Annotated in this window: 25 protein-coding genes; 13 read left to right on the top strand and 12 right to left on the bottom strand. The window is 51.1% G+C overall.

Features of this window, described 5'->3' with window-relative positions; genetic code table 11:
- Window positions 1-60: 60 nt before the first annotated feature.
- The 10 genes from AKG43_RS02725 to gatC all read right to left on the bottom strand — a co-directional run bounded on the left by AKG43_RS02725 (window position 61) and on the right by gatC (window position 9,023).
- On the bottom strand, window positions 61-1,356 hold the full coding sequence (locus tag AKG43_RS02725; RefSeq protein WP_054599047.1) for a hemolysin family protein: 1,296 nt from the start codon (window positions 1,354-1,356) through the stop codon (window positions 61-63).
- 178 nt (window positions 1,357-1,534) lie between these two features.
- Window positions 1,535-2,545 (bottom strand): 2Fe-2S iron-sulfur cluster-binding protein, encoded by a 1,011-nt coding sequence (locus tag AKG43_RS02730; protein WP_054599048.1) that lies wholly within the window; start codon window positions 2,543-2,545, stop codon window positions 1,535-1,537.
- Between the two features lie 92 nt (window positions 2,546-2,637).
- Window positions 2,638-4,065 (bottom strand): Asp-tRNA(Asn)/Glu-tRNA(Gln) amidotransferase subunit GatB, encoded by a 1,428-nt coding sequence (gene gatB, locus AKG43_RS02735; RefSeq protein WP_054599049.1) that lies wholly within the window; start codon window positions 4,063-4,065, stop codon window positions 2,638-2,640.
- 156 nt (window positions 4,066-4,221) lie between these two features.
- Window positions 4,222-4,359, bottom strand: coding sequence for a hypothetical protein (locus AKG43_RS12940; protein ID WP_197273107.1), 138 nt, complete (start codon window positions 4,357-4,359; stop codon window positions 4,222-4,224).
- 23 nt (window positions 4,360-4,382) lie between these two features.
- Window positions 4,383-5,216 (bottom strand): type II restriction endonuclease, encoded by an 834-nt coding sequence (locus AKG43_RS02740; RefSeq protein WP_054599050.1) that lies wholly within the window; start codon window positions 5,214-5,216, stop codon window positions 4,383-4,385.
- Complete coding sequence (locus AKG43_RS02745; RefSeq protein ID WP_054599051.1) at window positions 5,209-6,030, bottom strand: site-specific DNA-methyltransferase; 822 nt, start codon at window positions 6,028-6,030, stop codon at window positions 5,209-5,211. Before AKG43_RS02745 ends, AKG43_RS02740 begins: the two co-directional genes overlap by 8 nt.
- Complete coding sequence (locus AKG43_RS02750) at window positions 6,020-6,838, bottom strand: Dam family site-specific DNA-(adenine-N6)-methyltransferase (RefSeq protein ID WP_054599052.1); 819 nt, start codon at window positions 6,836-6,838, stop codon at window positions 6,020-6,022. The genes AKG43_RS02745 and AKG43_RS02750 overlap by 11 nt, the downstream gene beginning before the upstream one ends.
- A 5-nt stretch (window positions 6,839-6,843) precedes the next feature.
- Window positions 6,844-7,050 (bottom strand): hypothetical protein, encoded by a 207-nt coding sequence (locus tag AKG43_RS02755; RefSeq protein WP_054599053.1) that lies wholly within the window; start codon window positions 7,048-7,050, stop codon window positions 6,844-6,846.
- An 88-nt stretch (window positions 7,051-7,138) separates the two neighbouring features.
- On the bottom strand, window positions 7,139-8,593 hold the full coding sequence (gene gatA, locus AKG43_RS02760; RefSeq protein ID WP_054599054.1) for an Asp-tRNA(Asn)/Glu-tRNA(Gln) amidotransferase subunit GatA: 1,455 nt from the start codon (window positions 8,591-8,593) through the stop codon (window positions 7,139-7,141).
- Between the two features lie 139 nt (window positions 8,594-8,732).
- Window positions 8,733-9,023, bottom strand: coding sequence for an Asp-tRNA(Asn)/Glu-tRNA(Gln) amidotransferase subunit GatC (gene gatC, locus AKG43_RS02765; RefSeq protein WP_054599055.1), 291 nt, complete (start codon window positions 9,021-9,023; stop codon window positions 8,733-8,735).
- A gap of 224 nt (window positions 9,024-9,247) precedes the next feature.
- On the opposite strand from gatC, the gene AKG43_RS02770 reads away from it, so the two are divergent.
- The 7 genes from AKG43_RS02770 to AKG43_RS02800 all read left to right on the top strand — a co-directional run bounded on the left by AKG43_RS02770 (window position 9,248) and on the right by AKG43_RS02800 (window position 18,511).
- Window positions 9,248-10,288, top strand: coding sequence for a rod shape-determining protein (locus AKG43_RS02770; RefSeq protein ID WP_054599056.1), 1,041 nt, complete (start codon window positions 9,248-9,250; stop codon window positions 10,286-10,288).
- Window positions 10,289-10,331: 43 nt separating this feature from the next.
- The gene (gene mreC / locus AKG43_RS02775; RefSeq protein WP_054599057.1) at window positions 10,332-11,201 is read left to right on the top strand and encodes a rod shape-determining protein MreC; all 870 of its coding nucleotides are present in this window, start codon (window positions 10,332-10,334) and stop codon (window positions 11,199-11,201) included.
- Window positions 11,202-11,218: 17 nt separating this feature from the next.
- Window positions 11,219-11,722, top strand: coding sequence for a rod shape-determining protein MreD (mreD, locus tag AKG43_RS02780; protein WP_054599058.1), 504 nt, complete (start codon window positions 11,219-11,221; stop codon window positions 11,720-11,722).
- Window positions 11,719-13,782 (top strand): penicillin-binding protein 2, encoded by a 2,064-nt coding sequence (gene mrdA, locus AKG43_RS02785; protein ID WP_054599059.1) that lies wholly within the window; start codon window positions 11,719-11,721, stop codon window positions 13,780-13,782. Before mreD ends, mrdA begins: the two co-directional genes overlap by 4 nt.
- Window positions 13,779-14,885, top strand: a complete 1,107-nt coding sequence (gene rodA / locus AKG43_RS02790; protein ID WP_054599060.1) for a rod shape-determining protein RodA — start codon at window positions 13,779-13,781, stop codon at window positions 14,883-14,885. Before mrdA ends, rodA begins: the two co-directional genes overlap by 4 nt.
- A 66-nt stretch (window positions 14,886-14,951) precedes the next feature.
- Window positions 14,952-15,611 carry a MarC family protein gene (locus AKG43_RS02795; protein WP_054599061.1) on the top strand — a complete coding sequence of 220 codons (660 nt, stop codon included), beginning with the start codon at window positions 14,952-14,954 and terminating at the stop codon, window positions 15,609-15,611.
- Window positions 15,612-15,754: 143 nt separating this feature from the next.
- The gene (locus AKG43_RS02800) at window positions 15,755-18,511 is read left to right on the top strand and encodes a M16 family metallopeptidase (RefSeq protein WP_054599062.1); all 2,757 of its coding nucleotides are present in this window, start codon (window positions 15,755-15,757) and stop codon (window positions 18,509-18,511) included.
- A gap of 220 nt (window positions 18,512-18,731) precedes the next feature.
- Here the strand turns inward: AKG43_RS02800 and AKG43_RS02805 are convergent, their stop codons facing one another.
- The gene (locus AKG43_RS02805) at window positions 18,732-19,088 is read right to left on the bottom strand and encodes a RidA family protein (RefSeq protein ID WP_054599063.1); all 357 of its coding nucleotides are present in this window, start codon (window positions 19,086-19,088) and stop codon (window positions 18,732-18,734) included.
- A gap of 203 nt (window positions 19,089-19,291) precedes the next feature.
- On the opposite strand from AKG43_RS02805, the gene ybaK reads away from it, so the two are divergent.
- From ybaK to hemE, 6 genes are all read left to right on the top strand, one after another.
- A complete protein-coding gene (gene ybaK / locus AKG43_RS02810; protein WP_054599064.1) occupies window positions 19,292-19,777 on the top strand; it encodes a Cys-tRNA(Pro) deacylase in 486 nt (161 codons plus the stop codon).
- Between the two features lie 115 nt (window positions 19,778-19,892).
- Complete coding sequence (dusA, locus tag AKG43_RS02815) at window positions 19,893-20,918, top strand: tRNA dihydrouridine(20/20a) synthase DusA (RefSeq protein WP_054599065.1); 1,026 nt, start codon at window positions 19,893-19,895, stop codon at window positions 20,916-20,918.
- Between the two features lie 117 nt (window positions 20,919-21,035).
- The gene (locus AKG43_RS02820; protein WP_054599066.1) at window positions 21,036-21,767 is read left to right on the top strand and encodes a uroporphyrinogen-III synthase; all 732 of its coding nucleotides are present in this window, start codon (window positions 21,036-21,038) and stop codon (window positions 21,765-21,767) included.
- 242 nt (window positions 21,768-22,009) lie between these two features.
- A complete protein-coding gene (locus tag AKG43_RS02825; protein ID WP_231718095.1) occupies window positions 22,010-23,311 on the top strand; it encodes a uroporphyrinogen-III C-methyltransferase in 1,302 nt (433 codons plus the stop codon).
- Window positions 23,308-24,534 (top strand): heme biosynthesis HemY N-terminal domain-containing protein, encoded by a 1,227-nt coding sequence (locus AKG43_RS02830; protein ID WP_054599068.1) that lies wholly within the window; start codon window positions 23,308-23,310, stop codon window positions 24,532-24,534. Before AKG43_RS02825 ends, AKG43_RS02830 begins: the two co-directional genes overlap by 4 nt.
- A gap of 129 nt (window positions 24,535-24,663) precedes the next feature.
- Entirely contained in the window at window positions 24,664-25,725 is a 1,062-nt protein-coding gene (gene hemE / locus AKG43_RS02835; RefSeq protein ID WP_054599069.1) for a uroporphyrinogen decarboxylase, read from the top strand.
- Window positions 25,726-25,820: 95 nt separating this feature from the next.
- Here the strand turns inward: hemE and gloB are convergent, their stop codons facing one another.
- Window positions 25,821-26,570 (bottom strand): hydroxyacylglutathione hydrolase, encoded by a 750-nt coding sequence (gloB, locus tag AKG43_RS02840; protein WP_054599070.1) that lies wholly within the window; start codon window positions 26,568-26,570, stop codon window positions 25,821-25,823.
- Window positions 26,571-26,630 lie beyond the last annotated feature (60 nt).

Below are 26,630 nucleotides of genomic sequence, written 5' to 3' on the forward strand. Positions count from 1 at the left end.
TTTTTTGAGCTAAAGCGCAGCAACGATGTAGCAGAAATTAAAGTTTATTTGCTTATCGTTTTAATCTTTCTTTTCAACCGCATCTTGATGAAGCGAAACCAACAGCTGGTCGATTTTCAGATTATCGGTGTCGATGATTTCAAACTTGTATTTGTCGAACACCACGAAATCGGTTCGTTTGGGCACTTTGCGTAACGAATACATCATAAATCCGCCCACGGTTTCGTAGTTTTCCGAATGGGGAAAAGCGGCAATGTCGAGGGCGCGCATCACGTCTTCAAGCGGTGTTGCACCGTCCACCAGCCAAGAGGTTTCGTTGCGGCGGATAATTTGCGGCTCTTCTTCTGTCGCTACCAAATCGCCCATCACAATGCTCATCACGTCTTTCAGCGTAATCACACCCACAACCAAAGCGTATTCGTTGATGATTACGGCAAAGTCTTCGCCGGCGTTTTTAAAGGTTTCCAATACTTCGTAAAGCGACAAAGTATCGGGAATAAACAAAGCTTTGCGTAACACTCGGCGGTCGGTCAGGTTGATGTTCGGCTCTTTCAGATAACGGGTGAGAAACGTGTGCGATTCGATATAGCCGATCACTTTTTCCAGCCCGCCGTTGCATATCAAGATTTTAGAGTGCGGGGTTTCGTCTATTTTTTCCAGCACGGTTTCGTTATTGTCGCTTTTATCTACATAAACCAAATATTCGCGTGCGCTCATGGTAGAAGTAACCGTGCGCTCCTGCATATCGAAAATGTTTTCAATCAGATAATGTTCCTGCTGCTTCAACACGCCTGCCTGCGCACCGGCATCGACCACGGCGTAAATGTCTTCGGAAGTCAGACCGTCGCTGCGTACGGTAGAAATTTTCAGCAGTTTGAAAATCAGATTGGCCATGCCGTCAAACAGGAAAATCAACGGCTTGAACACGAAAATCAGCAGCATGACCGGCCGTACTACGCGCACGGCCACCCGTTCGGGGTTGATGATGGCAAAACGTTTCGGCACCAAGTCGGCAAACAGGATAAACACTCCGGTAACGAAAACAAACGCCAGCACGGAAGCTGCGGCGTGTAAGCCGGTGTTTGCCAACAGATTGCTTAAAAACGGCCGCACCGCCGCTTCGCCGACAATACCGCCCAATACTGCTACGGCATTTAAACCGATTTGTACCACTGTAATAAAGCTACCGGGGTGCTCCTGCATGTTCAAAACATCAAGTGCGCGCACGTCGCCTTCTTTTGCCATAACCTGCAATTTGATTTTACGGGAAGAAGCCAGTGCCAGTTCGGCAGCCGAAACCAAAGCACTGATTAAAACCAGAAGAAACAGGATAATAACGGCTTCAAGAATACTCATAAAAAATAAAGGTTTGTTGTTGATAAGAAGATTGTAGCATTATTTCAGAAAGGGACACACCACACCTAAGCGGCAAGATGCCGTCTGAACATTTCAGACGGCATGGTATGTGGTCAGAGATCTTGATCGGTAGCGGCCTTTGCTTGACCCATCAATTGTGAGCGGGCAAAACGGCAGATTACACCGCAGCCGAAAATGCATCTGAGAAGAATGCTTCTTCGGGTAGACCGCATTCTTGCTGCAAAAGTTGCTTGGCCGATTCAATCATTTGAACGGAACCGCAAGCATAGACTTCAAAGCCCGATAAGTCGGGATAATCGGCAGCAACTTGGGTTTGGACATAGCCGGTTGCGCCTTGCCAGTTTGTGTCCGGTTGCGAAAGCACAGGAGTAAAACGGGCGTTCGGTAAGCGGGCGGTTAATGCCGAGGCCGTCTGAAAATCATATAAGCCGCTTTCATGGCGCGCACCCCAATACAGATGCACGGGGCGCTTGCTGCCGCTGTCGGCCAGTTGACGGAGTATGCTGCCTATGGGTGCAAAGCCTGTGCCGGTTGCTATCAAAATAATCGGTTTGTCGCCGTCTTGCAGCGCAAACGTACCCAGAGGGCCGCGCACGCGCAAAATGGTTTTTTCTTCGATGGAGGGGTTTTCTCCGAACAGCATGTCGGAAAATAAACCGCCTTGCCGTTTGGCAATGTGCAAAGTGAGCGTTTCGGTGCTATTGGGGCTGCCGGCGATGGAGTAACTGCGTGTTTCGCCGTTTTTCAACAGAATATCAATGTATTGGCCCGCCCAAAAATGGAAAGGCGGTGCTTTGGGTAAAGAGAGGGTTAACACGGCAACATCATGAATATATTCCACTGAAGCCACGCGCGTAGGAAAGGTTTTAACGGGCGGGGCGGATGCCCCGTTATAACCGGGTATTTTTAATGTGACGTCGCCGTTTAATTTGGTGCAGCACATCAATATTTTACCTTGGGCGGCTTCTTCCGAACTTAAGGCCAGTTCTGCATAGGCTCCCCGTTCGATATCGCCGCTCACTACTTGAGCCTTACATTGACCGCAAATGCCGCTTTGACAGGAATGGGGCAGGTTGAAATTTTGTCTTTTGGCGGCACTCAATATCGGTTCGTCGGCTTCAACGTTGAAAGTCGCATGATCGGGCACAAGGGTAACGGTGTAAGACATAAGTTGCGGAAGATAAAGTCGTTTATCGGAAGGGCTTTAAAGGTTTCAGGCCGTCTGAAAATTTTCAGACGGCCTCTTTAGATGCTACGCAATCAAGCCAGTTTCGCTTTCAGCAATTCCTGCACCTGCTGCGGATTGGCTTTGCCTTTGCTGGCTTTCATCACTTGACCCACCAGCGCATTGAAGGCTTTTTCCTTACCGGCTTTGAATTCTTCTACCGATTTGGCGTTGCCCGCCAACACTTCGTCGATGATTTTTTCAATCGCGCCGGTGTCGGTCATCTGTTTCAAACCGTCGCGTTCGATGATGGCTTCGGCATCCAAATCGCTGCCCCACATCGCTTCAAACACCTGTTTGCCGAGTTTGTTACTTAATGTGCCATCGGCGATTTTCGCCACCAATCCGGCCAGGCGGTCGGCTTGAATCGGGCTTTCAGACAGACTTAAACCTTCTTTGTTCAATGTAGCGGCCAATTCGCCGTTCATCCAGTTTGCCGCCAACTTACCTTGTCCGCTGGCTTGGGCGGCGGTTTCAAAGAAAGCGGCTTGAGAGCGGCCGGCGGTCAACAAACGGGCATCGTAGTCGCTCACGCCGAAATCGCGGATAAAGCGTTGCGCCATTTCAGACGGCAGCTCAGGCATTTCGCTGCGGGCGCGTTCCATTTGCTCGTCGGAAATGATCACAGGCAGCAAGTCAGGGTCGGGGAAATAGCGGTAGTCGTGCGCATCTTCTTTCAGACGCATCACGCGGGTTTCGCCTTTATCGGGGTCGAACAGCATCGTTGCCTGCTGCACTTTGCCGCCGTCTTCCAAAATCTCAATTTGGCTTTCCACTTCATAATTAATCGCCTGTTCCAAGAAGCGGAAAGAGTTTAAGTTTTTGATTTCACGGCGAGTACCGAATTCCTGCTGGCCTTTCGGGCGCACCGATACGTTGGCATCGATACGGAACGAGCCTTCCGCCATATTGCCGTCGCAAATATCCAGCCACGTTACCAAGCCGTGCAAAGCTTTGGCATAAGCCACAGCCTCGGCGGCGGAACGCATTTCCGGCTCGGAAACCACCTCCAGCAGAGGCGTACCGGCGCGGTTGAGGTCGATGCCAGTTGCACCGCTCAAACCTTCATGCACCGATTTACCCGCATCTTCTTCCATGTGCGCACGCGTTACATTGATGGTTTTGACTTCGTCGCCCACCACAATTTCCAGCTTGCCGTGTTCCACAATCGGCAAATCCAACTGGCTGATTTGATAGCCTTTGGGCAAATCGGGATAGAAGTAGTTTTTACGGTCGAACACGTTTTTTTGGTTGATTTTCGCATCCAAAGCCAAACCGAGCTTGATGGCCTTTTCCACCACCTCGCGGTTCATCACCGGCAACACGCCCGGTAAAGCACACTCCACCACACTGGCATGCGCATTCGGCTCGGCACCGAAAGCGGTGGAAGCACCGCTGAAAATTTTGGATTTGGTATTTAATTGGACGTGGATTTCCAGTCCGATTACGGTTTCCCAGGTCATAAAGAATCTTTCAAAATCAAGGAATATTTTAAAATTTAGGTAGATTGGTCGAGTATGAAACCCATATCAAGCAATTTTTGGTCGCAAAATGACAAAACCAAATGCAAACTTTTCTGACATTATTTAACGGCATATTTAATCACTTCTTCTTTTCCATCAGGATGATGACGTTATTAGATCACCGTTCTCACGCCGATACACGACAACTTCACGCTGTTTTTTATCTGTCATCCACGCGTTGAACACAATATGAAGACGGCGCTGCTGTTCGAGCAATTCTTCGCGCTTGGTCATTAAAAACCTCTTTAATGTGAAGATTATTTATTGAAACCTTCATCTTGAAGTTTCGCAATAAATCTTTCTAATGTGGTTAAATTATAAATACTGGGAATATTATTAAATGCTTCTTCCAATTTGTTTTTAGCAGATTGCCAACCTTGGCCGTCAGTAATCCAAACAAATTCATAATTAGGATGCCGATTTATCTTAGGAGCAATATCTGAATAAGCGCGGGCAACTTCATTAGGCTTTGAACCACCAGTATTATAAAAATTGGTTTCTATTAGGTAGGTTTTGAGCTTTGTTTTAATAACAAAATCAAAACGCTTAATATCCTTCCCTAAGCCGGTGATATCAGGAAAATTAGTATTGGGAACTTCTTTTAGAAATGGAATATTTGCATTCTCCAACTGTTTGGCAACGGCAAAGTTCATATTGTCCCCACCGCGATTTTTTCTGCCATGAGTGCTTAACCCAGCTTCCACACCAAAAACATAGTCCACCAGATTAGTAATATCTTTATTTTGGAAAATTTTTTCCAAACCTGTTTGTTGTATGTAGTCGTAAATCCCCTCCAATGAGGAAAAGTAACTATTTACAAAAACAATTTCCCCTTGATTGTTGAAAGTTTTAGTTTTGTTACTTTCTCGAACAGCAATCAAAATACCAAGCACATCAAAAGCTTTAGGATTTTCATTATAAATATCTCGAATGGCTTCTTTTAAATTACTTTTACCAATTAAATAATTTAGCTGATTGAGTTTTAGAGCTATTTTGCTAACATTTTTTCTGACAGTATCAAAACTAACAAAATAATCCAATGTTGCATTTGTTTCCACCAATTGATCTAAAAATTTTTGAAATTCAGACATTTTTATTATCTAACCTATTTTTTGTTAACTCAAAAAATCCTGTTTCTAGCTCACACCCACAAAATTTCCGCCCATTTTTTAATGCAGCTATACCTGTCGTGCCACTTCCCATAAACGGGTCAAAAATCAAATCTCCTACATTGGAGGCTGCCTGAATGCACCTCTCAACCAAAGCCAACGGTTTTTGTGTCGGATGCTTGCCCAATGCTTTTTCTGCTTTACTTGGCGGTGCAATTTGCCATACACATTTCATTTGTTTATCGTTGTTTTGTGCTTTCATTACATCATAATGAAAAGTATGCTTGGCTTTTTTGCTTTTCTTCGCCCATAGCAGTGTTTCAGTTGAATGTGTGAAAAAACGGCAGGATAAATTTGGCGGTGGATTGGGTTTTTCCCATGTAATGTTATTCAAAATATGGTAGCCGATGATTTGCATCAGGTAGCCTATCAAATAAATATTATGATAAGTACCGCATACCCATATCGTGCCGTTTGGTTTCAATAGTGCGTAACATAAACGTAGCCACTCTTCGTAAAATTCTAAATCGGCAGATAACCCTTGAGATTTATCCCATCGGCCTTTATTTACCGAAACTATTTGCCCGTTTTGGCAGGTAAAACCATCATTGGACAAAAAATAAGGCGGGTCTGCAAAAATCATATCGAAGCAGCCGTTTGGATATTTATCCAAAATACGGCGCATAACGGTTAAAGCATTTTCGTTATAAATCACAAGGCCGTCTGAAATATATTTTTTCAAGCCGATATGGTAAGCCGCTGCTTCTTCTTTTAACCAGTTAAATTCACTCGCCATATATCGCCAATAATTCGCCTACTTTTTGTCTACTACTGCCTTTTGCTGCAATATTTCTTTGTACATCAATGGTTTCTAACCGTGCTTCTTTGTAAATTTCCCGTGTAAAAGCTGTATCATGATTGGAAATTAACACACCTTGAGATTGTATCGAAATTTGCTTTGCCGTTTCGGCTAAGCGGGTTTGGTCATTTAAGTCAAATCCGCCTTTAGCATAAGCGGTAAATGAAGCTGTTTCACTCAAAGGCACATAAGGAGGATCGCAATACACGATATCGTCGCCATTTGCCAAATCCAAGGCCGTCTCAAAATCAGCACACATCAATTCAATACGATTGGCTTTTTCGATAAATGCCAACATTTCCGTTTCAGGGAAATAAGGTGTTTTGTATCGACCGAAAGGTACATTGAAAGCACCTTTGCTGTTATATCTGCACAAACCATTAAACGCGTGCCGATTCAAATAAATAAATAAAGCGGAACGTTCGCTTAATTCTTGAGAAGAATTAAATTTTTCCCGTAATTCATAAAAGCGAATTTCCTGATTGTTTTCTAAAGTAAAAAAAGAACGAGCATAATTAATAAACTGCTGTTTTTCTTCTTTAAGTATATGAAATAAACCAATTAAATCAGGATTGGTATCGTTTAACAAATAAGCTTCAAAATCCAAAGCCATTGACAAGGCAGCAGAACCCGCAAACGGTTCGATAAGGCGTTTGCGGGGTTGTTTAGGCAGATTAAATTCAATAAATGGGGCAAGTTTGAATTTCCCACCAGCCCATTTTAAAAAAGGTTTAGAAGAGGCCATCGGATTTAAGCGGCAATAAGTAATTCATAGTTTTGTGCAGCTTCTAAAGCTTCTTCAAAGTTTTCACATTCAAATGTTTCAATATAGGCTTGGTCTTTGTCAGCAATTTGAGCATTGAATATATCTACTATATATTCTTCAGTTTCTTCGTCAAAAGAGATAAAGAAATCTACGGTTCTATCAAAGTTTAAGCCTTCTTGGTAAATACTCATGGTTAAATACCTTGTGAAATAGAATGAATCATATCAAAGGCGGACTGAAATTTTTCAGACGGCCTTATTATTTTCAGGTAGCCCTTTTTTAAACACCGGTGGGCGTTTTACTGTGCCAATCACTTTCCAACTGCATCTGATGCGCCACGCCCAGCAATTTCGCTTCGGCGAAATAATTGCCAATCAATTGCACGCCAATCGGCATGCCGTCTGAAGAGAAACCTGCGGGCAGGGTCATGGCGGGAAGGCCGGCGAGGTTGACGGCGATGGTGTAGATGTCGGAAAGGTACATCTGCACGGGGTCGTTAACGTTGCTGTTCAGTTTGGGCGCGGCGGTGGGGGCCGTAGGCGCGAGAATGATGTCGCATTGCTGTAAGGCCGTCTGAAAATCGTTGGTGACCAAACGGCGCAGTTTTTGGGCTTTGAGGTAGTAGGCATCGTAATAGCCGTGGCTCAAAACGTAGGTGCCGATCATGATGCGGCGTTTGACTTCGCTGCCGAAGCCTTCGGCGCGGGTGTTGCTGTACATTTCTTCCAAGTCGCCGAATCGGGCGGTGCGGTGGCCGTAGCGTACGCCGTCGTAGCGGGATAAGTTGGTGCTGGCTTCGGCCGAGGTCAAAACATAATATGCGGGGATGGAAAGCTCGGTTTGCGGCAGGCTCACTTCTACCATTTCTGCGCCTTGTGCTTTAAGCAGGTCGATGGCCGCTTGAATGGCTTTTTGTACGTCTGCGCACATGCCTTCGCCGAAATATTCTTTGGGCAGGCCGACTTTCAAGCCTTTGAGGGGTTGGTTTAAGTTGCGGGTGTAGTCTTCTTTGGCGCGTTCCAAGCTGGTGGAATCGCGTTCGTCGAAGCTTGCCATGGCATTCAGCAGAATGGCGCAGTCTTCGGCGGTTTGTGCCATTGGGCCGGCTTGGTCGAAGCTGGAGGCGTAAGCCACCATGCCGAAACGGGAAACGACGCCGTAAGTGGGTTTCAGGCCGGTAATGCCGCAATGCGAGGCGGGCTGGCGGATGGAGCCGCCGGTGTCGGAGCCTAATGCCGCCGGTGCCAAACGGGCCGCTACCACGGCTGCGGAACCGCCGGAAGAGCCGCCGGGTACGTTTTCTAAATTCCACGGATTTTTAGTGGCGCCGTCAAACGAGGTTTCGTTGGTCGAACCCATGGCGAATTCGTCCATATTGGTGCGGCCGAGCGTTACCATGCCTTCGTTGAGCAGGTTTTGCACGACGGTGGCGGTGTAGGGGGAAACGAAGTTGTCGAGCATTTTGCTGGAACACGCGCTTCTCCAACCTTGTTGGCAGAAGATGTCTTTAAAGGCAATGGGTACGCCGGTGAGGATGCCTGCGTTTCCGGCGGCCAAGCGTTCGTCGGCGGCCTGGGCTTCGGCAAGCGTTAGTTCTTTATTCAGAGTGGTGTAGCCGTTGATGGCGGGGTTTCGGGCGTCGATGGCGTTGAGGTATTCTTGAGCCAGCTCGGTGGCGGAAATTTTTTTGGCTTGCAGCAATTCGCTGGCTTGTTTCAGAGTGTATTGGGTCATTTTATGTTCAACCGTATGATTCAGACGGCCTTAAATGTTGGCTGGCGGGAGGCCGTCTGAAAATATTGCTATTACATTAACAGTATGTGTTTAACACAGGCGGTTTGATTAACCGTAAGAAATGTGTTTTATGTGCCGGTTATTCTTCGATAACTTGGGGAACGATATACAGGCGGTTGCGCACTTCGGGGGCAACGGCTTGGTATTCGGCGGCATGGTCGGTTTCGGTTACTTTGTCTTCACGCAAACGCAGGGCAACTTCGTGAGGATGTGCCATCGGTTCGATGCCTTCGGTATTTACCGATTGCATTTTTTCAACCAATGAAAATATGTCGTTCAATTCTTGAAGGTTTTGCGCTTTTTCAGCATCTGTCAGGCTCAGGCGGGAAAGTTTGGCAATTTTTTCCACATCGCTCAAGGTCAGGGCCATAAAAAATCCTTAAATTTAATTCAGCAAATACCCAAACTAGGGTATTATTACGCGTTTATCTGATTATTGCTCCGTTCGGCGGAGAATTATAACCGAAAACCATATCTTTCGGCATGGCGATTTTAGTGCTTTTCAACTGTTTGTAACAGTATGCGGCCGTCTGAAATGCGATGCTCCCTCTTTCTTAAATTGTTTAACCAGATACTACAATTCAGGACATACCTATGTTTCGCTTTTTAACACGCTATTTTTCCAATGATCTTGCTATTGATTTGGGTACCGCCAACACGCTGATCTATATCCGCAATAAAGGGATTGTTTTGGACGAGCCTTCGGTGGTGGCGATGCAGACGGATGCGGCACACGGCAAAAGCGCGATTTTGGCGGTGGGTACGGAAGCCAAAAAAATGTTAGGCCGCACGCCGGGCAGCATTCAGGCCATTCGTCCGTTGAAAGATGGTGTGATTGCCGATTTCAACGTAACTGAAAAAATGTTGAAACAGTTTATTAAAAAAGTGAACAACAGCCGCTTTGCCGCTCCGCCCCGTATCGTTATCTGCGTGCCTTGCGGTTCAACCCAAGTGGAACGCAAGGCCATTCGCGATTCGGCCTCTGCTGCGGGCGCATCTTCGGTTAACCTGATTGAAGAACCGATGGCGGCGGCAATCGGTGCCGGTTTGCCGATTGAAGAAGCAACCGGCTGTATGGTGGTGGATATCGGCGGCGGAACAACCGAAGTGGGTGTGATTTCACTATCGGGCGTAGTATATTCGCATTCCATCCGTGTAGGCGGCGATGCGTTTGACGAAAGCATTATCAATTATGTGCGCCGTAATTACGGTATGTTGATCGGAGAAGCAACCGCCGAAGAAATTAAAACCAAAATCGGCTCGGCTTTCCCGGGTATGGAAGTAAACGAAATCGAAGTGAAAGGTCGCAATTTGGCCGAAGGCATTCCGCGGGCTTTTACCATCAGCTCGAATGAAGTGTTGGAAGCATTAACCGAGCCTCTAAACCAAATCGTGCAGTCGGTAAAAAATGCGTTGGAGCAAACGCCGCCCGAATTGGGTGCGGATATTGCCGAACGCGGTTTGGTGCTGACCGGCGGCGGGGCGCTGCTGAAAGGTTTGGATCGCCTGCTGGCCGAAGAAACCGGCTTGCCGGTGATGATTGCCGAAGATCCGTTAACCTGCGTGGCACGCGGTTCGGGCAAGGCTTTGGATATGATAGGCAAACTGAATTCGATTTTTGTGGTCAATCCTTAATCAATATAGAATGAATCCTAACCGTCAGGATGCCGTCTGAACAATGTCCGAACCTTCTTTAAACTTTGCCCAAAGGGGCATGAAGCCTGCCAGCAAACTGATTGTGTTGTCGATTGTTTGTGTGGCGCTGATGATGCTCGACAGCCGTTATGCTGCGGTTCAGCGCGCCAAAGGCTATGTGGCTACCGCGCTGTATCCCGTACAATGGCTGGCTAATCAGCCGGTTAATCTCTACCGCTATGTGAGCGGTTTTTTGCAGTCACAATCGGCCTTGATGGCAGACAATCAACGTTTGAATGAAGAAAACGGCCGTCTGAAATTGATGTTGGAGCAATCCAAGCTGCAAGTGCGCGATTTGGCGGAGTTGAAAAAACTGCAAGGTTTGCAGGAAAGAGGCATACGCATCACCGGCGGCGCAGAAATTGTTTCCAACGGCAAAGACCCGCTTTCCGACAAACTGATTCTGAATAAAGGCAGCACGCACGGCCTGCGTGCCGGAGATGCCGTGATTGACGGCAGCGGCTTGATGGGGCAGCTTACGCAAGTGTATCCGTTGAACGCTGAGCTGACTTTGGTTACCAACGGCAAAACCGTGATTCCGGTAGCGGTGGCGCGCACGGGGGTGCGCAGCCTGCTTTACGGCAGCGGCAGTGCCGTAAGCCTGCGTTATTTTCCTGCCGATGCCGATTTGCGTGCCGGCGACGTGCTGTTGACCTCGGGTTTGGACAGCGTATATCCGGAAGGCATTCCCGTTGCTAAAATAGAACAGGTGGCGCATGCCGCAGGAACGCCTTACTACCGCGTATCACTTTCGCCTTTGGCCGGCTTCCGCAGCAGCAAGTATGTGCTGGTCATTCCGCAACAAGCCGGGCAGGCCGTGCCGTCTGAACAGGCCGCCCAAACTTCCCCTTAAGTCTATCAAGTCTTGTTATGACTGATTTTGAAGATTTTCACAACCGTGTGCCGGCGAGCATCATCGTATCCAGCTTCGTGCTTGCCATGTTGCTGGATTTTATGCCGTTTCCGTTTGAAGTGTTTTTTTGGCTGCCCGAATTTACGGCATTGGTTTTGCTGTATTGGGCATTGCACAAACCGCAAACCGTGGGTATCGGCATAGCCTTTGCAGTAGGGCTGCTGGTAGATATCGGCACCGCTTCGTTATTGGGCCAGCATGCGCTGGCTTATATGGTGATGGTGTTTTTTATCCAGCATCATCAAAGGCAGATTGTGCTTTACCATTACGGCTTTCAGGCCGTTGTTGTGTTGGCGGCTTTGTTGTGCAGCCAAGCCGTGTTGGCGGTGGTGCGTTTGATGCACGATCAGCGTTTTGCCGAGTGGCCGGCGTTTGTCGGCCCTTTCGTAGGTGCTTTGCTGTGGCCGCTCTTAAGCAAAATGATGCTGTCTATTCTTAACTCCCGCCGTTTACGCCGATGAACAACCATACTTACCGGCCCTACGACCACAACCATGATATTGCCCGACGCCAGCGCGATTTCAGATTGCGGCTGGTGCTGGCCTTTGTGCTGATTGCCGTTTTTTTCTCGGTGTTGCTGGCACGCTTTGTGTACCTTCAGGTATTCAAGCATCAAGATTATGTGGTTCAAGCCAATACCAACCGTATTTCGCTGGTGCCCACGGCACCGATACGCGGTGAAATCGTCGATGTTAACGGCGTGGTATTGGCGCACAATTATCCCGCTTATTCGCTTGAAATCGTGCCGGGAAAAGTAGAGGGCAAAATAGAAGGTTTAATCGAATCGTTACGTCCTTATGTGGATATTACGCCGGGCGACTTGAAGCGTTTTAAAAAATTCCGTGCAGAATTCCGTTCTTACGAAAACATTCCCCTTAAATTAAAACTCCATCCCGATGAAGCGGCGCGTTTGGCGGCCCAGCTTTACCGCTTCAAAGGCGTGGAAATCAATGCGCGCACCTTCCGTGCCTACCGTTATCCTGAATTGACGGCACATTTTCTCGGCTATATCGGCCGCATCAGCGACCGTGATCAGAAAAAACTTGACGAAGAAAATCTGTCTGCGCTTTATCGCGGCAGCACCCATATCGGCAAATCGGGTTTGGAAAGCTTTTACGAACGTCAGCTGCACGGTTCTCCCGGTTATCAGGAAGTGGAAAAAGACGCTTATGGCAACGTGGTGCGTGTGATGAAAACCGTTCCGCCCAAAACCGGCCAGACTTTGCGTTTGGCAATGGACATCCGTTTGCAGCAGGAAGCAGACCGCCTGATGGACGGCCGCCGCGGTGCGGTTGTGGCCATCAATCCGCAAACCGGAGGCGTGTTGGCGTTTGTGTCCAAACCGTCTTTCGACCCCAATTTATTTATCGACGGGATCGACAGCGACACATGGAAAGCTTTGAACGAAGATTGGCAAAAACCGCTGATTAACCGCGTAACGCAGGGCTTGTATCCTCCCGGTTCTACATTCAAACCGTTTATGGGTATGGCTTTGCTCGAAAACGGCAAGATTACCCAAACCACGGTTGTGCCTGCTCCTGGCGCATGGAGCATTCCCGGCTCGCGCCATTTGTTCCGCGATTCTGTACGCAGCGGGCATGGTTCGGCCAACTTAAGCAAAGCGATTCAGGTGTCTTCCGATACGTTTTTCTACCGTTTGGGCTATGAAGTGGGGATTGATAAAACATGGCCTTATTTGGCCGAATTCGGTTTGGGTTCGGCAACGGGTATTGACTTGCCGCACGAATATAAAGGGGTGTTGCCTTCGCGCGAGTGGAAAGCCAAGCGGTTTGCCAAATCTAAAGACCCGAAAGCGCGCGAATGGAATCCCGCCGAAATGGTGTCGGTGAGCATCGGTCAAGGTTACAACGCTTATACGCCGCTTCAGATGGCCCATGCTACGGCTTCTCTGGCCAATAACGGCGTGGTGTACCGCCCGCACTTGGTCAAAGAGTTGCTCGACCATGAACGCCGTGAAATTACGCTGATTGATCCCAAACCCGAGCGCACGATTCCGTTTAAACGCGAAAACTTCGAATATATCAAACAAGCGATGGCCAAAGTGTTGCAGGGCGGTACGGCGCGGCGCATCAGTCACGGCCTGCAATACACCATGGGCGGCAAAACCGGCACGGCGCAAGTGGTACAGATTAAGCAGGGTGCACGTTACAATGCGGCGGCATTGGCCGAACAACACCGCGACCACGCTTGGTTTATTTCGTTTGCGCCAGTGGAGCAGCCGCAGATTGCGATAGCGGTATTGCTCGAAAACGGCGGCTGGGGAGCGAATGCCGCACCTGTGGCGCGTGCCTTAAGCGATTATTATCTGCTGACCTTGCAAGGCGGCAAAGCGGGGAAAGGCGAAGTTGTTCAGGCCGCTTCAGCGCCGCAACCCGAGCAAACCCATCCGCAGCTTACCGCTTCCAGTGCGCCGCTTGCGCCTTCTTCGGCATCTTCGGTGTTCAGGCAGGCATATCAGAGCGCGGCCGATGTTCAGACGGCCTCGGGAGCAGCACCATGAGTATGAATGAAGAAACGTTGTTCGGCCGCATCAGGCGTGCCGTGTGGGAGCCGATGGATCCGTGGCTGTTTTATGCTATGTTGGCGGTTTACATCATGAGCCTGTTTTTGCTGTATTCCGCCGACGGGCAGGAAATCGGCCAGCTTGAAAACAAAACCGTACACACGGTATTGGCGTTTATCCTGCTGTGGTTTATCGCACGGGCGAAGCCGCAGACTTTATCTGCATTTGCACCGCCCATGTATGCCTTGGGGGTGGTGTTGCTGCTGGGGGTGCATTTTTTCGGCGTAACGGTAAACGGTTCGACCCGTTGGCTTAACATCGGTATCGGGCGGATACAGCCGTCTGAAATCATGAAAATTGCTTTGCCGATGATGGTGGCTTGGTATTTTCAAAAATATGAAATGTCGTTGCGTTGGTATCACTATATCGGTGCGTTACTGTTGGTGCTGATTCCGGGTGCGCTGATTCTCAAGCAGCCCGATTTGGGTACGGCAACCCTGATTATGGCTTCCGGCCTGTTTGTGATTTTCTTTGCCGGTTTGCCTTGGAAAGTGATTTTTACCGCTCTGGTCGGCTTTTTGGCCGCGCTGCCGCTGATTTGGAACTACGGTATGCACGACTATCAAAAAACGCGCGTGCTGACCCTGCTCGATCCCACCAAAGACCCGCTGGGCGCGGGCTATCATATTTTGCAGTCGATGATTGCCATCGGTTCGGGCGGTATTTGGGGTAAGGGTTGGCTCAACGGCACGCAAACCCATTTGGACTACATTCCCGAAGCCACCACAGACTTTATTTTCGCCGTTTACGGCGAAGAATTCGGCTTAATCGGCAATGTATTGCTGCTGGCGATTTACCTGCTGATTTTGGGGCGCGGCCTCTACATTGCCGCCAAAGCGCCCACTTTATACAGCCGCACGTTAGCCGGTGCGCTCACGATGACGTTTTTCTGCTATGCTTTTGTCAATATGGGCATGGTTAGCGGTATTCTGCCCGTGGTCGGCGTGCCGTTGCCGCTGGTCAGCTACGGCGGCACGGCAACTTTGTCGATTATGATGGTGCTGGCTCTTTTGATGGGTATCAGCAACCAGCGGCGTTAAAACGGCGAAGGCGGAGAGGCCGTCTGAAAACAACATGAAACACAACAATAAAAAGGCAAACAACACATGATAGGCATGGAAATCGGCAAGCTGATATTGGCGTTTATGGTGTTGATCAACCCGTTTGGCGCATTGTCGATTTATTTGGATTTAACCCGCAACTTAAGCACGCGCGAACGGCGGAAAGTGGCACAGGTAGCATCGGCTACCGTGATGATTGTGATTACCGCATTCTGTCTGACCGGCGGAGCCATCTTAAAACTCTTCGGTATCAGCGTCGGCGCTTTCCAAGTCGGCGGCGGCATTTTGGTGCTGCTGATTGCCATTTCGATGATGAACGGCGGTAACAATCCGGCCAAACCGGATGTGGGTACGGGGGAAGACAACGATATCACCATCCGCCCCAAAGCCGTGCAAAGTATCGGTGCGATTGCAGTTGTGCCTTTGGCGATTCCGATGATGATCGGGCCGGGCGGTATTTCCACCGTGATTATTTATGCTTCCGCAGCCAAGCATTACCGCGATACGCTGCTGATTTTGGCGGCCGGTTTGGTTATCAGCCTGATTTGTTATGCGGTGTTGATGGCGGCCACTTATGTGAGTAAAAAACTCGGCGATACCGGCCTAACCATTCTCAATCGGGTGATGGGTATGCTGTTGGCGGCGGTGTCCGTAGAGATTATTGTGGCGGGGTTGAAAGCCCTGTTTCCGCAGTTGGCTGTTTGATGATAAGTTGAGGCCGTCTGAAAAGTTTTCAGACGGCCTCGGTAACACATCAGGCATCATGCCTGAACAATATTAAAAATAAAAAGCACGGATGCCGCCGTTTGCGGCTCCGACCGAATAAAAAATACCGACACATTACAAAAATGCGACTCATACGTTTTTTACTGCTTGCTGCAGTGCTTTTCTCTGCCGCCTTCGTGCGTGCGGGCAAAGTGGAGCATGTTGAAGGCAAACTCGACAACGGCTTGATTTACCACATTTTCAACGTGCCTTCCGCCGACCGCAGGCTGACCTTGCGTTTGCAGGTGCAGGCGGGTGCTGCCGATGAAAACGACGGTGAAGAAGGCATCGCCCATATCACCGAACATATGGTGTTTCAAAGCTCGGCGGCTTTTCCGCAAGGTTTGTCGGCTCATCTCAATCAGCAAGGCTGGCAGCTCGGCCGCCACTACAACGCTCAAACCGGCTACCGTTTTACCCGCTATCTGCTGTCTCCGCCGCAAGGCAAACGCCAGCTTGAAGAGGCTTTGGCGGTTTACCGGCAGATGCTTTCCCCGCAAAATTTCTCGCCTGCCGATTGGCAGAAAGAGCAGCAAGTGATTTTGGCCGAATGGCGCCAGCAGCAAACGCCGGCCAACCGTTTGAGCCGCCGGCACCACGCCTTGCTGCACAGCGGTTCGCGCAGCGGCCGTTACCCGCCTATCGGCAGCCGTGAGGCCATCGAACAGGCGCAGGCAGATACCGCCTCCCGTTTCCATTCCAAATGGTACGGCAGCAACAACGCCGTGCTGGTCATCGTCGGCGACCTCAATCCTAAAAAAGCCGTTACCGCCGTGCAAGAAGCATTAGGCCGTCTGAAACCGATTGATTTGCCGATTCGCCATGCACAAGAATACGAACCCCAACCTGCCGCCAAACAAATCCACCACATTACCGACAAAGACAACACCGAAAACAAACTGTCGTTGGTGTTCCGTTTCAACAATGCCGCTTCACAAGAAAACAGCAATGCCGGCCTGTATCAGCGGTTGCTGGATAATTTTGCCGCCCACATCATCAACATGCGCTTAGAGGCGGAAGGCGGAAATGTGGCCATGAAGTTCGGCGATCTCGGCAAGCAAACCGGCTCGCTGGGTTTTTATACCGATGTTTTGCCGGGCGGGCATCAAGAGGCTTTGGCTGCGTTGCACCGCCTGATTGAGAATGTGAAACAGCAGCCCGCGTCAGACAGCGAAACCGCTGCCTACCGCAAAATCGTGCACAACCATTTGAGCCGTCAAGACGCATTGCCCGACGATTTCCCCAACATCGTTCAGACGGCCGATGAAACCGCGCTTGCCGGTAAGCGTGTGCCTTCTGCCGCGCTGAGAGCCGCCGAACGCGGGCAGCTTTACCGTGTGAATGCCCAAGCCGTGAATCGCCGCATTTTGGAATGGCTGAATGCGGCAGATAAACTGGTGATGATGCAGACGGCAGCAACGCCGCAAAACCAACCGGCCTCCGAAGCCCCTGTGCAAACCCAAGCAGCCAAGCCGGTTCCGGCCAAGCAGCAGCCTTCCATACACACACTTGCCACGCCCGCGCAAACAGCGGCTAAGCCGCAAGCTGCGCAGCATACTGCTTTTGCCGTGCATAAAGGGCAGGGCGTAGCGGTATCGAAAAGTTACGATAAAGACAATGCCGTTACCTATCTCACCTTAAGCAACGGCGACCGTATTTCGCTTCTGCAACACGCTTCGGCAGGCAGCAAAATTTATTTCAAAGCCATTGCCGACACCGGCTATCTGCACGGCGGTGCAAACGGCTGGCAGGCACAGTTGGCGGCAGACATCGCCAACCGTTCCGCCCCCGAAGGTTGGAGCACTCACGTTTTCAAGCAATGGCAGCGGCAACAGGGCATCGTTTACCGTTACCGGCTCGACAGCGACCGCCAAACGGTTGATGCCCAAGTGCCCGCAACCGGTTTGGAGAAGCTGCTGCAACTTTACCGCAGCCGTCAAACCGCATCGGTGGCGGCGGCCGATTGGCAAAGCGGGCTGGAAGCCGCTGCCGTGCGCTTGCCGGTGTATCTGCAATCGGTTCCCGGCAAACAGGAGCAAGAGCTGGAAATTCTGCGCTACGGCCAAACCGAACCGAGACCTCACGACAGCACCGAGATCCGCGCATTAACGCCGCAAGATATGCAGAGGCAATGGCGCAAGCTGACATCGGGTAATGTGAACCACTACATAGTCAGCAGTATGCTGTCTGAAAAAATCATTCCCCTGCTCACACAATATCTGGCCGATATTCCCCGCAGCCACGCCGAAAACGTGAACAGGCCGCTGTTGGAAGGGGCCACTTTGCGCCGCGCCCCCATCAACGATATCGACGGCACCGATGTGAATGCGTGGTCTTGGCAGCCCTTCTACGACTGGACGCCCGATACCTCGGAACAGATTCCGCTGCTGGTCAACCTTGCCAATGCGCGTTTGAAAGACGAATTGCGCAGCCGCAACCAAAGCACATACAGCGTCAAGTTTGCCGCTTTGCCCGAGCCTGTTTACAACCGCGTGGAAAGCAACCTCTTCTTCAGCACGCCGCCCGAACAGGCCGCCGAAGCGTGGGAAACCGCCCAACAGATTTTGCAGCGGCTTCCCGAAAACATCACCAAAGCCGAAGCCGATAATCTGCAACAGCTGTTTATCGAGCAGGAAGCCAAACGCCAAGCTAACCCCGAAATATGGCTGGAGCGTTTGGCCGCCAGCCACAGGCATTACGGTGATGCACGTTACCTGAGCCGCCTGCCTCAGCTGCACCGCACCATCATCCAAACCCGCCTGCGCCAAACGGCCAAACTGCTGTGGTCGACACACAACGCACGGGTATTGTTGATAGACCCCGCCCGTCGGCCGGAATAGGGTGCGGATGAAATAAAAAAGGAGCTGAAGTAGATTAGCCCTTTGGCAGCCTATCATGACTGCTGATCTACTTCAGCCCCTATTTCTTTGTCGGCATATTGGGGCGCTTTAATCAAAAATGCTTGCACGGTGTCCAACCCTGCAAGCATGTTTTTTTCAGACGGCCAAAGCGGTGCTGTATCGCTTATAAAACATCGGTTCATCATATTGATGATGTTTTTTATTTCTGAATCTGAACGGCGGACGCTTTGATTTCCACCGCCCACTCGGGGTTGGCAAGTTTGGCTTCTACACAAGCGCGGGCGGGGGCGCGGCCGGGGGCTACCCATTCGTCCCAAGCTTCGTTCATGGCGGCGTAGTCGGATAGGTTCGGCAGGAAAATCGTGGCTTCGAGAATATGTTTTTTATCGGAGCCGCATTCGGCAAGCCATTTGTCGATTTGTGCCAATACATTGCGTGTTTGTTCGGTTACGCCCACATCGGTGCGTTCGGGAACCATGCCGGAGAGAAAAACGAAACCGTTGGCAACGGTGGCTTCCGAGAGGCGGGGTGTTTGGCCGAAGTATTGGATAGTCATGTTTTGTCCTTTCTGGATAGGGAAAGCCGTTCTCGGGAAGAGCCGAAAAGCAAAGGTTTCAGGCTGTGTGTCGGCTTGAGAGTCTGTTTAAAGAGCTTATGGTAACATAGCCGGCTACATATTCTAACCGTCGCCAAACATGCCGGACACGGCAAAAAGGTTTGGCGTTTTCTGCATGATTGTTTTTCAGACGGCCTTCTGTTATGAGCAAAACCGATTATCCCGTTACGACGGCTATCCGCTTTTTGCGGGCGCACAATATTCCGTTTACGCCCTATCTTTATCCTTATGTCGAGCATGGCGGCACGGCGCATTCGGCGCAGTGTTTGGGTGTGCCGGAGCATCAGGTGGTTAAAACCATTGTGCTTCAAAACGAAAACAAGCAGGGCATGATTGTGCTGATGCACGGCGACAAACACATTTCCACCCGCAACCTGGCCCGCGAGTTGGGCATGAAGCATATCGAGCCTGCCGACCCGAAGCAGGCCAATAAATGGACGGGATATTTGGTCGGCGGCACCAGCCCGTTCGGCACCAAAACCGCATTGCCGGTGTATGTGGAACGCACGATACGCGATTTGGAGCAGATCTATATCAACGGCGGCAAACGCGGTTTTTTGGTGGCTGTAACGCCGCAAGCGTTGGAAACATTGAATGCCAAAGACGTGTCGGTGGCTACGAAAAACTGAACGCCGTCGGCAAAGAACCACACCGGTTCTGTGTGCCGTTTGTGCGGAAACCGGCTAAAAAGCTTTATAATGTGCCGTTTCGTATGATCAAATCACAAACCGATTATTTATTTTCATGACTGCCGATTCTTTACCGCCGCGCCGCCTCTCCGTTGCGCCCATGCTCGACTGGACGGATACCCACTACCGTTATCTTGCCCGCCAGATTACCCGCCATACTTGGCTGTATAGCGAAATGATCAATGCCGGCGCGATTATTCACGGCGATCAAGACCGCTTTTTAACATTTAACGAAGGCGAGCAGCCGGTGGCCTTGCAGCTGGGCGGCAGCGAGCCTTCTGACTTGGCCAAAGCTGCGAAAGCAGGAGAAGCCTACGGCTACAACGAAGTCAACTTAAACTGCGGTTGCCCCAGCCCGCGCGTACAAAAAGGCGCATTCGGCGCGTGCCTGATGAACGAAGTGGAGCTGGTGGCCGACTGCATCAAAGCCATGCAGGATGCGGTGCAGATTCCCGTTACGGTTAAACACCGCATCGGTGTCGACCGCCAAACCGAATACAGCACCGTGCAGGATTTTGTCGGCACGCTGTCGCAGAAAACCGCGTGCGCCACGTTTGTCGTTCATGCCCGCAACGCTTGGTTGGACGGCTTGTCGCCGAAAGAAAACCGCGAAGTGCCTCCGTTAAAATACGAATATGTGTACCAACTTAAGCGCGATTTTCCCGATTTGGAAATCATCATCAACGGCGGCATCACCACCAACGAACAGATTGCTGAACATTTGAAGTATGTGGACGGCGTGATGGTGGGGCGCGAGGCTTATCATAACCCGATGGTTATGCGCGATTGGGATGCGCTGTTTTACGGCAGCCACGAAGCACCCATCGAATACGCCGATTTGGTGCATCGTCTGTACCGATACAGCCGCGACCGCGTTCAGGCCGGCGGAGGCGCTTTATTGCGGCACACCGTGCGCCATTATTTAGGCTTGATGCACGGTTTGAACAAAGCGCGCGTGTGGCGGAGGATGCTGTCGGATGCCGCTTTGCTGAAAGACAACGACGGCAGCTTGATATTGCAGGCTTGGAAAGAAGTGGCCGAAGCAAACGGCTTACCTTACGAAGCAAATGAACGGTTATAAGTTTTCAGACGGCCATGTATCGGAATCTACACTGAAGGCCGTCTGAAACGCCCGTAAGGCGTTTTTCAACACATGCTTCGATTGTTGAATAAAAACCGAAACGAAACAGGAAACAGCATGAACAGGCCGTCTGAACACCGTCCAGCCATTTTGATTGTCCGCCCCCCCTCGCAAGCCTCGGCGGATGCGGCCACACTTGAAGCACAAGGTTGGCGTGCCGTGCCGTTCAGCCCGATGCAGATTGAGCCGGATCACGAAGCCTTGCGGCATCTCAACCGGCAGTTTTGCAACGCGGATGCCGTTTTCTGGGTGAGTCCGAGTGCGGTCGAAACCGCCGCGCCGCATATTGATTTTTCAGACGGCCTCCCCATACACATTACCGTGGGGCAGGGCAGCCGCCAAGCCTTAGCAAAGTTTTACCCTTATCACATCATCTGCCCGCAAGAAGGCAACGACAGCGAAGCCGTGTTGGCTTTACCGATATGGAATACGCTGAAACCCGGTACGAAAATCCTGATCGTGCGTGGCCGAGGCGGGCGGGAATGGTTAAGAAACGCCTTGAATCAAAAAGGTTTTCAGGTGGAAGTGGCCGAAGTCTATTTCAGACGGCCTCTTACGCCCGATTGGCAGATATTGGCAGCCGAACAGCCGCAGGCCGCATACGTTACTTCCGCCGAAATGGTTCGTTTATTGTTTGAGCAGGCACCGGATAGATTCGCCCAATTTCTGAGAACCTTGATATACTTCACCCATCATCCGCGTATTGCCGATGCTTTACGCGAAGCAGGTGTCCGCCGTATCAGGATGGTGCGGCGTGCAGACGAATGTGTTGTACGGAGCGACGAATGAGCGAATCCAATTCAAACACCCCTCAAAACGAGCTGCCCGAAAATGCGCCAGCGCAGGAGCAGTCCAAGCATTTACTGGTGGTATCGAAAGACGGCACGGTGAGGCCGTCTGAAACGGTTTCCGACGATGCCGCCGAGCCATCATCACAAAAAGAACCGACCGCCGCCGCGCAGATACCGTCCGAACCGAAAACCGGTTTCGCCGCAGCGGCTCCGAATAATCCCGAACCAGCAGGAAATTTTATGTCTGACCCCAAAAATAACCAACCCCTAGTCACCCCGGTGGTGGTAAAGCAATCATCAGGCCGGGCGGTAGCCGTTGTGGCACTGGCTTTCTCACTGCTGGCTTTGGGCGCGGGCGGCTTTTTGTTTGTGCAGGGGCAAAACCTGCTCAAAACGCAAGAAATGGATTTCAACCAAAAAATCGACAAAGCCGCATTGGGCGAATCGCAAAACGCCGCGCTGCTGCAAGAAATTTTGCGCAAACAAAACAACAACCAAAGCGTATTAGACCAAATCGTCGGCAACCAAAAACAAAATGCCGATAAAATCGCCGCCGCCAACAAAGCTTATCAAGAATTGCTCAAAGGCCGTGCCGACTGGCTGGTGGACGAAACCGAAACCATGCTCAATATGGGTTCGCAGCAATTACTGCTCACCGGCAATGTTCCCGCTGCGGTGAACGTGCTGGAAAACATCGAAAGCCGCTTAAGCCGCTTTGATCACCCCGAACTGCTGCCCATCAAGCAGGCCGTCAGCACCGATCTGACGGCTCTGAAAAACCGCCCTTATCTTGATGTTTCCGCCGTATCGTTGCGTCTCGACCGCTTGGAAACTGCCGTAGCCGGTTTGCCGCTGATGGTGGACGGCGCGCTGAAACCGGGGCAGAACGCCCGGCCCGAAGCCGCACCGGCGGCTAATCTTTCTTGGTGGCAAAACGCTTGGCAGAAAACCGTTGCCGCGCTGAAAGGCATGGTAGAAGTGCGCCGTTTGGATAACAACGACGCCATGCTGATTGCACCCGAGCAAGTGTATTTCGTGCGTGAAAACCTGAGATTGCGCCTTTTGGATGCCCGCACCGCCTTGCTCCAACATAACGGCGAAGTGTATCTGAACGATTTGAACAATGCCGAAACCGCCGTCAAACAGTATTTCGATACCGCTTCTCCGGCCACACAATCTTGGTTGCGCGAGCTGGGCGAATTGAAAGCTTTGGATTTGCGTTCCGTATCCGACGACGTGCTGAAAAACAGCTTGAATGCCGTGCGCAATTATCAGGAAGTGGTGCGCCCGAGCCGTCCTTCCACGCTCCCCGAAGCCGCATCTACACCCGCCGCTGTGCCTGAAGCGGCATCTGCTCCGGCAGCATCGGATGCCGCAGAGAAAAAAGAAGAGGCCGCTTCTGCGCCTGTTGTCGCACCTTCTTCTCCCTCCACGTTGAGCCCGAAAAAAGAAGATGCGCCCACAAATGTGAAACCTTCGGCCGCGCCGCGTGAAAGCAAACCGGCTTCCGCTCCGGCTGTTGTGAAAGGGGAGCGGGCATGAGAGGCTTGATTTGGATTATCGTTTTGTTCGCCGTAGCCGTAGGCTTGGCGATTGCGGCAGGTTTATACAGCGGTAATGTGTATGTGGTGGTAGAGCAAACCATGCTGCGCATCAACCTGCATGCCTTTATTATCGGTTTGATTGCCCTTGTGGTGGTGCTTTACCTGCTGGTGCGCCTGATTGCAGGCATTCTCAATGTGCCCGGGCGTATGCAGCGTTTCGGTGTGGCGCGCAAAGGCCGTCAGGCTGCGACTGCTTTGAACAATGCCGGATTGGCGTTCTTTGAAGGCAAGTTCCAAAAAGCCGAACAGGAAGCGGCTAAGGTATTGGCCAATAAAGAAGCGGGCGACAACCGCACCTTGGCTTTGATGCTTGGCGCACATGCCGCCGACCAGATGGACGATACCGCCCTGCGCGACCGTTATTTGCAGGACATCGAAAGCCTGCCTGCCAAGCAGCAGCTTTCGCGTTATCTGTTGCTGGCGGAATCGGCATTGACCCGCCGCGATTATCCGGCTGCCGAAAACCACTTGGCGGCTGCGGCACAAATCAACCCCAGCCTGACCCGTTTGGTGCGTTTGCAGTTGCGCTATGCTTTCGATAAAGGCAATGCGTTGGATGTGTTGGACAAATCGGAGAAACTGGTTAAGGCCGGTGCGATCAGCGATTATGAATCCGACCAATACCACAGTTGGGCCTACCGCCGCCTGTTGGCGTTGGTTTCGGATGCCGGCGGCTTGAAAGCCTGTTTGAAACGTATTCCCGAGCATCTCAAATCGGGCGATTTAAGCGTGGCCATTGCCGAGAAATATCAGCGTTTGGGCCTGTATCAACAAGCCGTAAAATGGGTGGCGGATCATTATCCGAAAACCCGTCAAATCGAATTGCTGGAGCCGTTTGTGGAGAGCGTGCGCTTTTTGAGCGATAAAGAGCAGCGCAAAGCCATTGATGTTGCAGACGGCTGGCTGAAAGATCATCCCGACAATGCCGTATTACTGATGCATTTGGGGCAGCTGGCACACGACAAGCAACTGTGGGGCAAGGCGCAAAGTTATTTGGAGGCCAGTATCGCACTCAGCCCCGAAGTGCCCGCCCGCCTTGCTTTGGCTAAAGTGTTTGAAGAAACCGAACAGCCTCAAAAAGCCGAATTGCAGCGTAAGCTGGTGTTGGAAGCCGTTGCACGGGACGAAGAAGAAAACCTGTTGCCGGTAGAAGTCCGTTAAAGGCGATACCCGCTTCAGTAAGAGGCCGTCTGAAAAAAGTCTTTCAGACGGCCTCTTGATAGGAAAAAACTGACGCCGAACATATTATTTATCTGTTGCGGCAGCAAATTTATATTAACGAGACCGAACATGAACAATCTGAAAAACGATACTTTTCTGCGCGCTTTACTCAAGCAGCCTGTCGAATACACACCGATTTGGATGATGCGTCAGGCAGGCCGCTATCTGCCCGAATACAAAGCCACCCGCTCCCGCGCCGGTAGTTTTCTGGATTTATGCAAAAACACCGAATTGGCCACCGAAGTAACCATTCAGCCGCTGGAACGCTTTGATTTGGACGCGGCGATTCTGTTTTCCGACATCTTAACCGTGCCCGATGCCATGGGCTTGGGTTTGTATTTTGCCGAAGGCGAAGGCCCTAAATTCGAGCGCGCTTTGCAGCATGAAGCCGACATCGCCAAACTGGACGTGCCCGATATGGGCAAGCTGCAATATGTGTTTGATGCCGTTACTTCCATCCGCAAAGCCTTAAACGGCCGCGTGCCTTTAATCGGCTTTTCCGGCAGCCCGTTCACGCTGGCCTGCTATATGGTGGAAGGCGGCAGCAGCAAAGAATTCCGCACCATCAAAACCATGATGTATTCGCGCCCCGATTTGCTGCACAAGATTTTGGACGTTAACGCCCAAGCCGTAACCGCTTATTTGAATGCCCAAATCGATGCGGGCGCGCAGGCGGTGCAGATTTTCGATACATGGGGCGGCGTGTTGAGCGATGCGGCGTTTGAAGCCTTCAGCCTGCGCTACCTGAAGCAGATTGTCGGCGGTTTGAAACGAGAAAGCGAAGGCCGCCGCGTGCCGGTGATCGTGTTTACCAAAGGCGGCGGTTTGTGGCTGGAAAAAATGGCTGAAATCGGTGCCGATGCCCTCGGTTTGGATTGGACATGCAACATCGGCGAAGCCCGCAAGCGCATAGGAGGTAAAGTGGCCTTGCAAGGCAATTTCGACCCCTTTGCGCTGTTCGGCACACCCGACAGCATCCGCGAAGAAGCCGCGCGTATTTTGGCAGCCTACGGCCACGGCAGCGGCCATGTGTTCAATCTCGGCCACGGCATCAACCAACATGCCGACCCCGAACACGCCAAGTTGCTGGTGGATACGGTGCATGAATTGTCAAGGCAATACCATCGTTGATCCGTGTTTGAAATGGCATTGAGGCCGTCTGAAAAACTGTTTTCAGACGGCCTCAATGTGAATGGGCAAAGACCATATTTGTTATAAAACCAATATCAAAAACGGTTTTTCAGCTCCCTCATTGCAGCAAATATCGCCACTTCGTCTTGGCTGTTGATGCCGCTGAGGGCGCGAGCCCGCCCGGCGGTTTCTGTGCGGCCGGTGCGTAAAAAGGGATTGATGTTGCGTTCCCGCGCAAGGCTGACCGGCAGCGTCGGAATATGCCGGGCTTCATCAAGGGCCGTCTGAATATCGGCATTATCCGGTTCGATATGGGCGGCAAAACGCAGATTGGATGCCGTGTATTCGTGAGCCGGATAAAACAGCGTGTGCTCGGGCAGGCTGTTGTAGCGCTGTAACGAAGCGAACAGCTGTGCCGCCGTGCCGGTAAATACGCGGCCGCAACCTGCTGAAAACAAAGTGTCTCCGCAAAAAACGTGGAGGCCGTCTGAAATATGCAAAACATAACTCAGATGCGTATCGGTATGCCCGGGTGTGGCCCATACGTCAACCGTGTTGCCGCCGAATGACAATTGCGAGCCTTCGTTCACATGGATATCGGCATCGGTAATGTCGCGGTTGCCGTAAACCGTACACTCGGGAAACGCTTGCTTGAGCGCGGCAATGCCGCCGGTGTGGTCGTTGTGGTGATGGGTAATCCACATTTGGCTAAGCGTCAGCCGGTGCTGTTTGAGGTAAGCCAGCACGCCATCTGCTGCGCCGGGGTCGATGCAGACGGCTTCGTTTTGATGTTTGACGAGCCAAATATAGTTATCGGAAAAGGCGGGAATAGGGTGGATGTTCATTGGTTTGTTTCCTGAAATATCGCAAATAAACTTAACCTGCTGCGTTGCTGCTACGCCTTG

This window comes from Neisseria sp. 74A18, from assembly GCF_001308005.1.
In the GTDB taxonomy this organism is placed as follows: Bacteria; Pseudomonadota; Gammaproteobacteria; order Burkholderiales; family Neisseriaceae; genus Neisseria; species Neisseria dumasiana.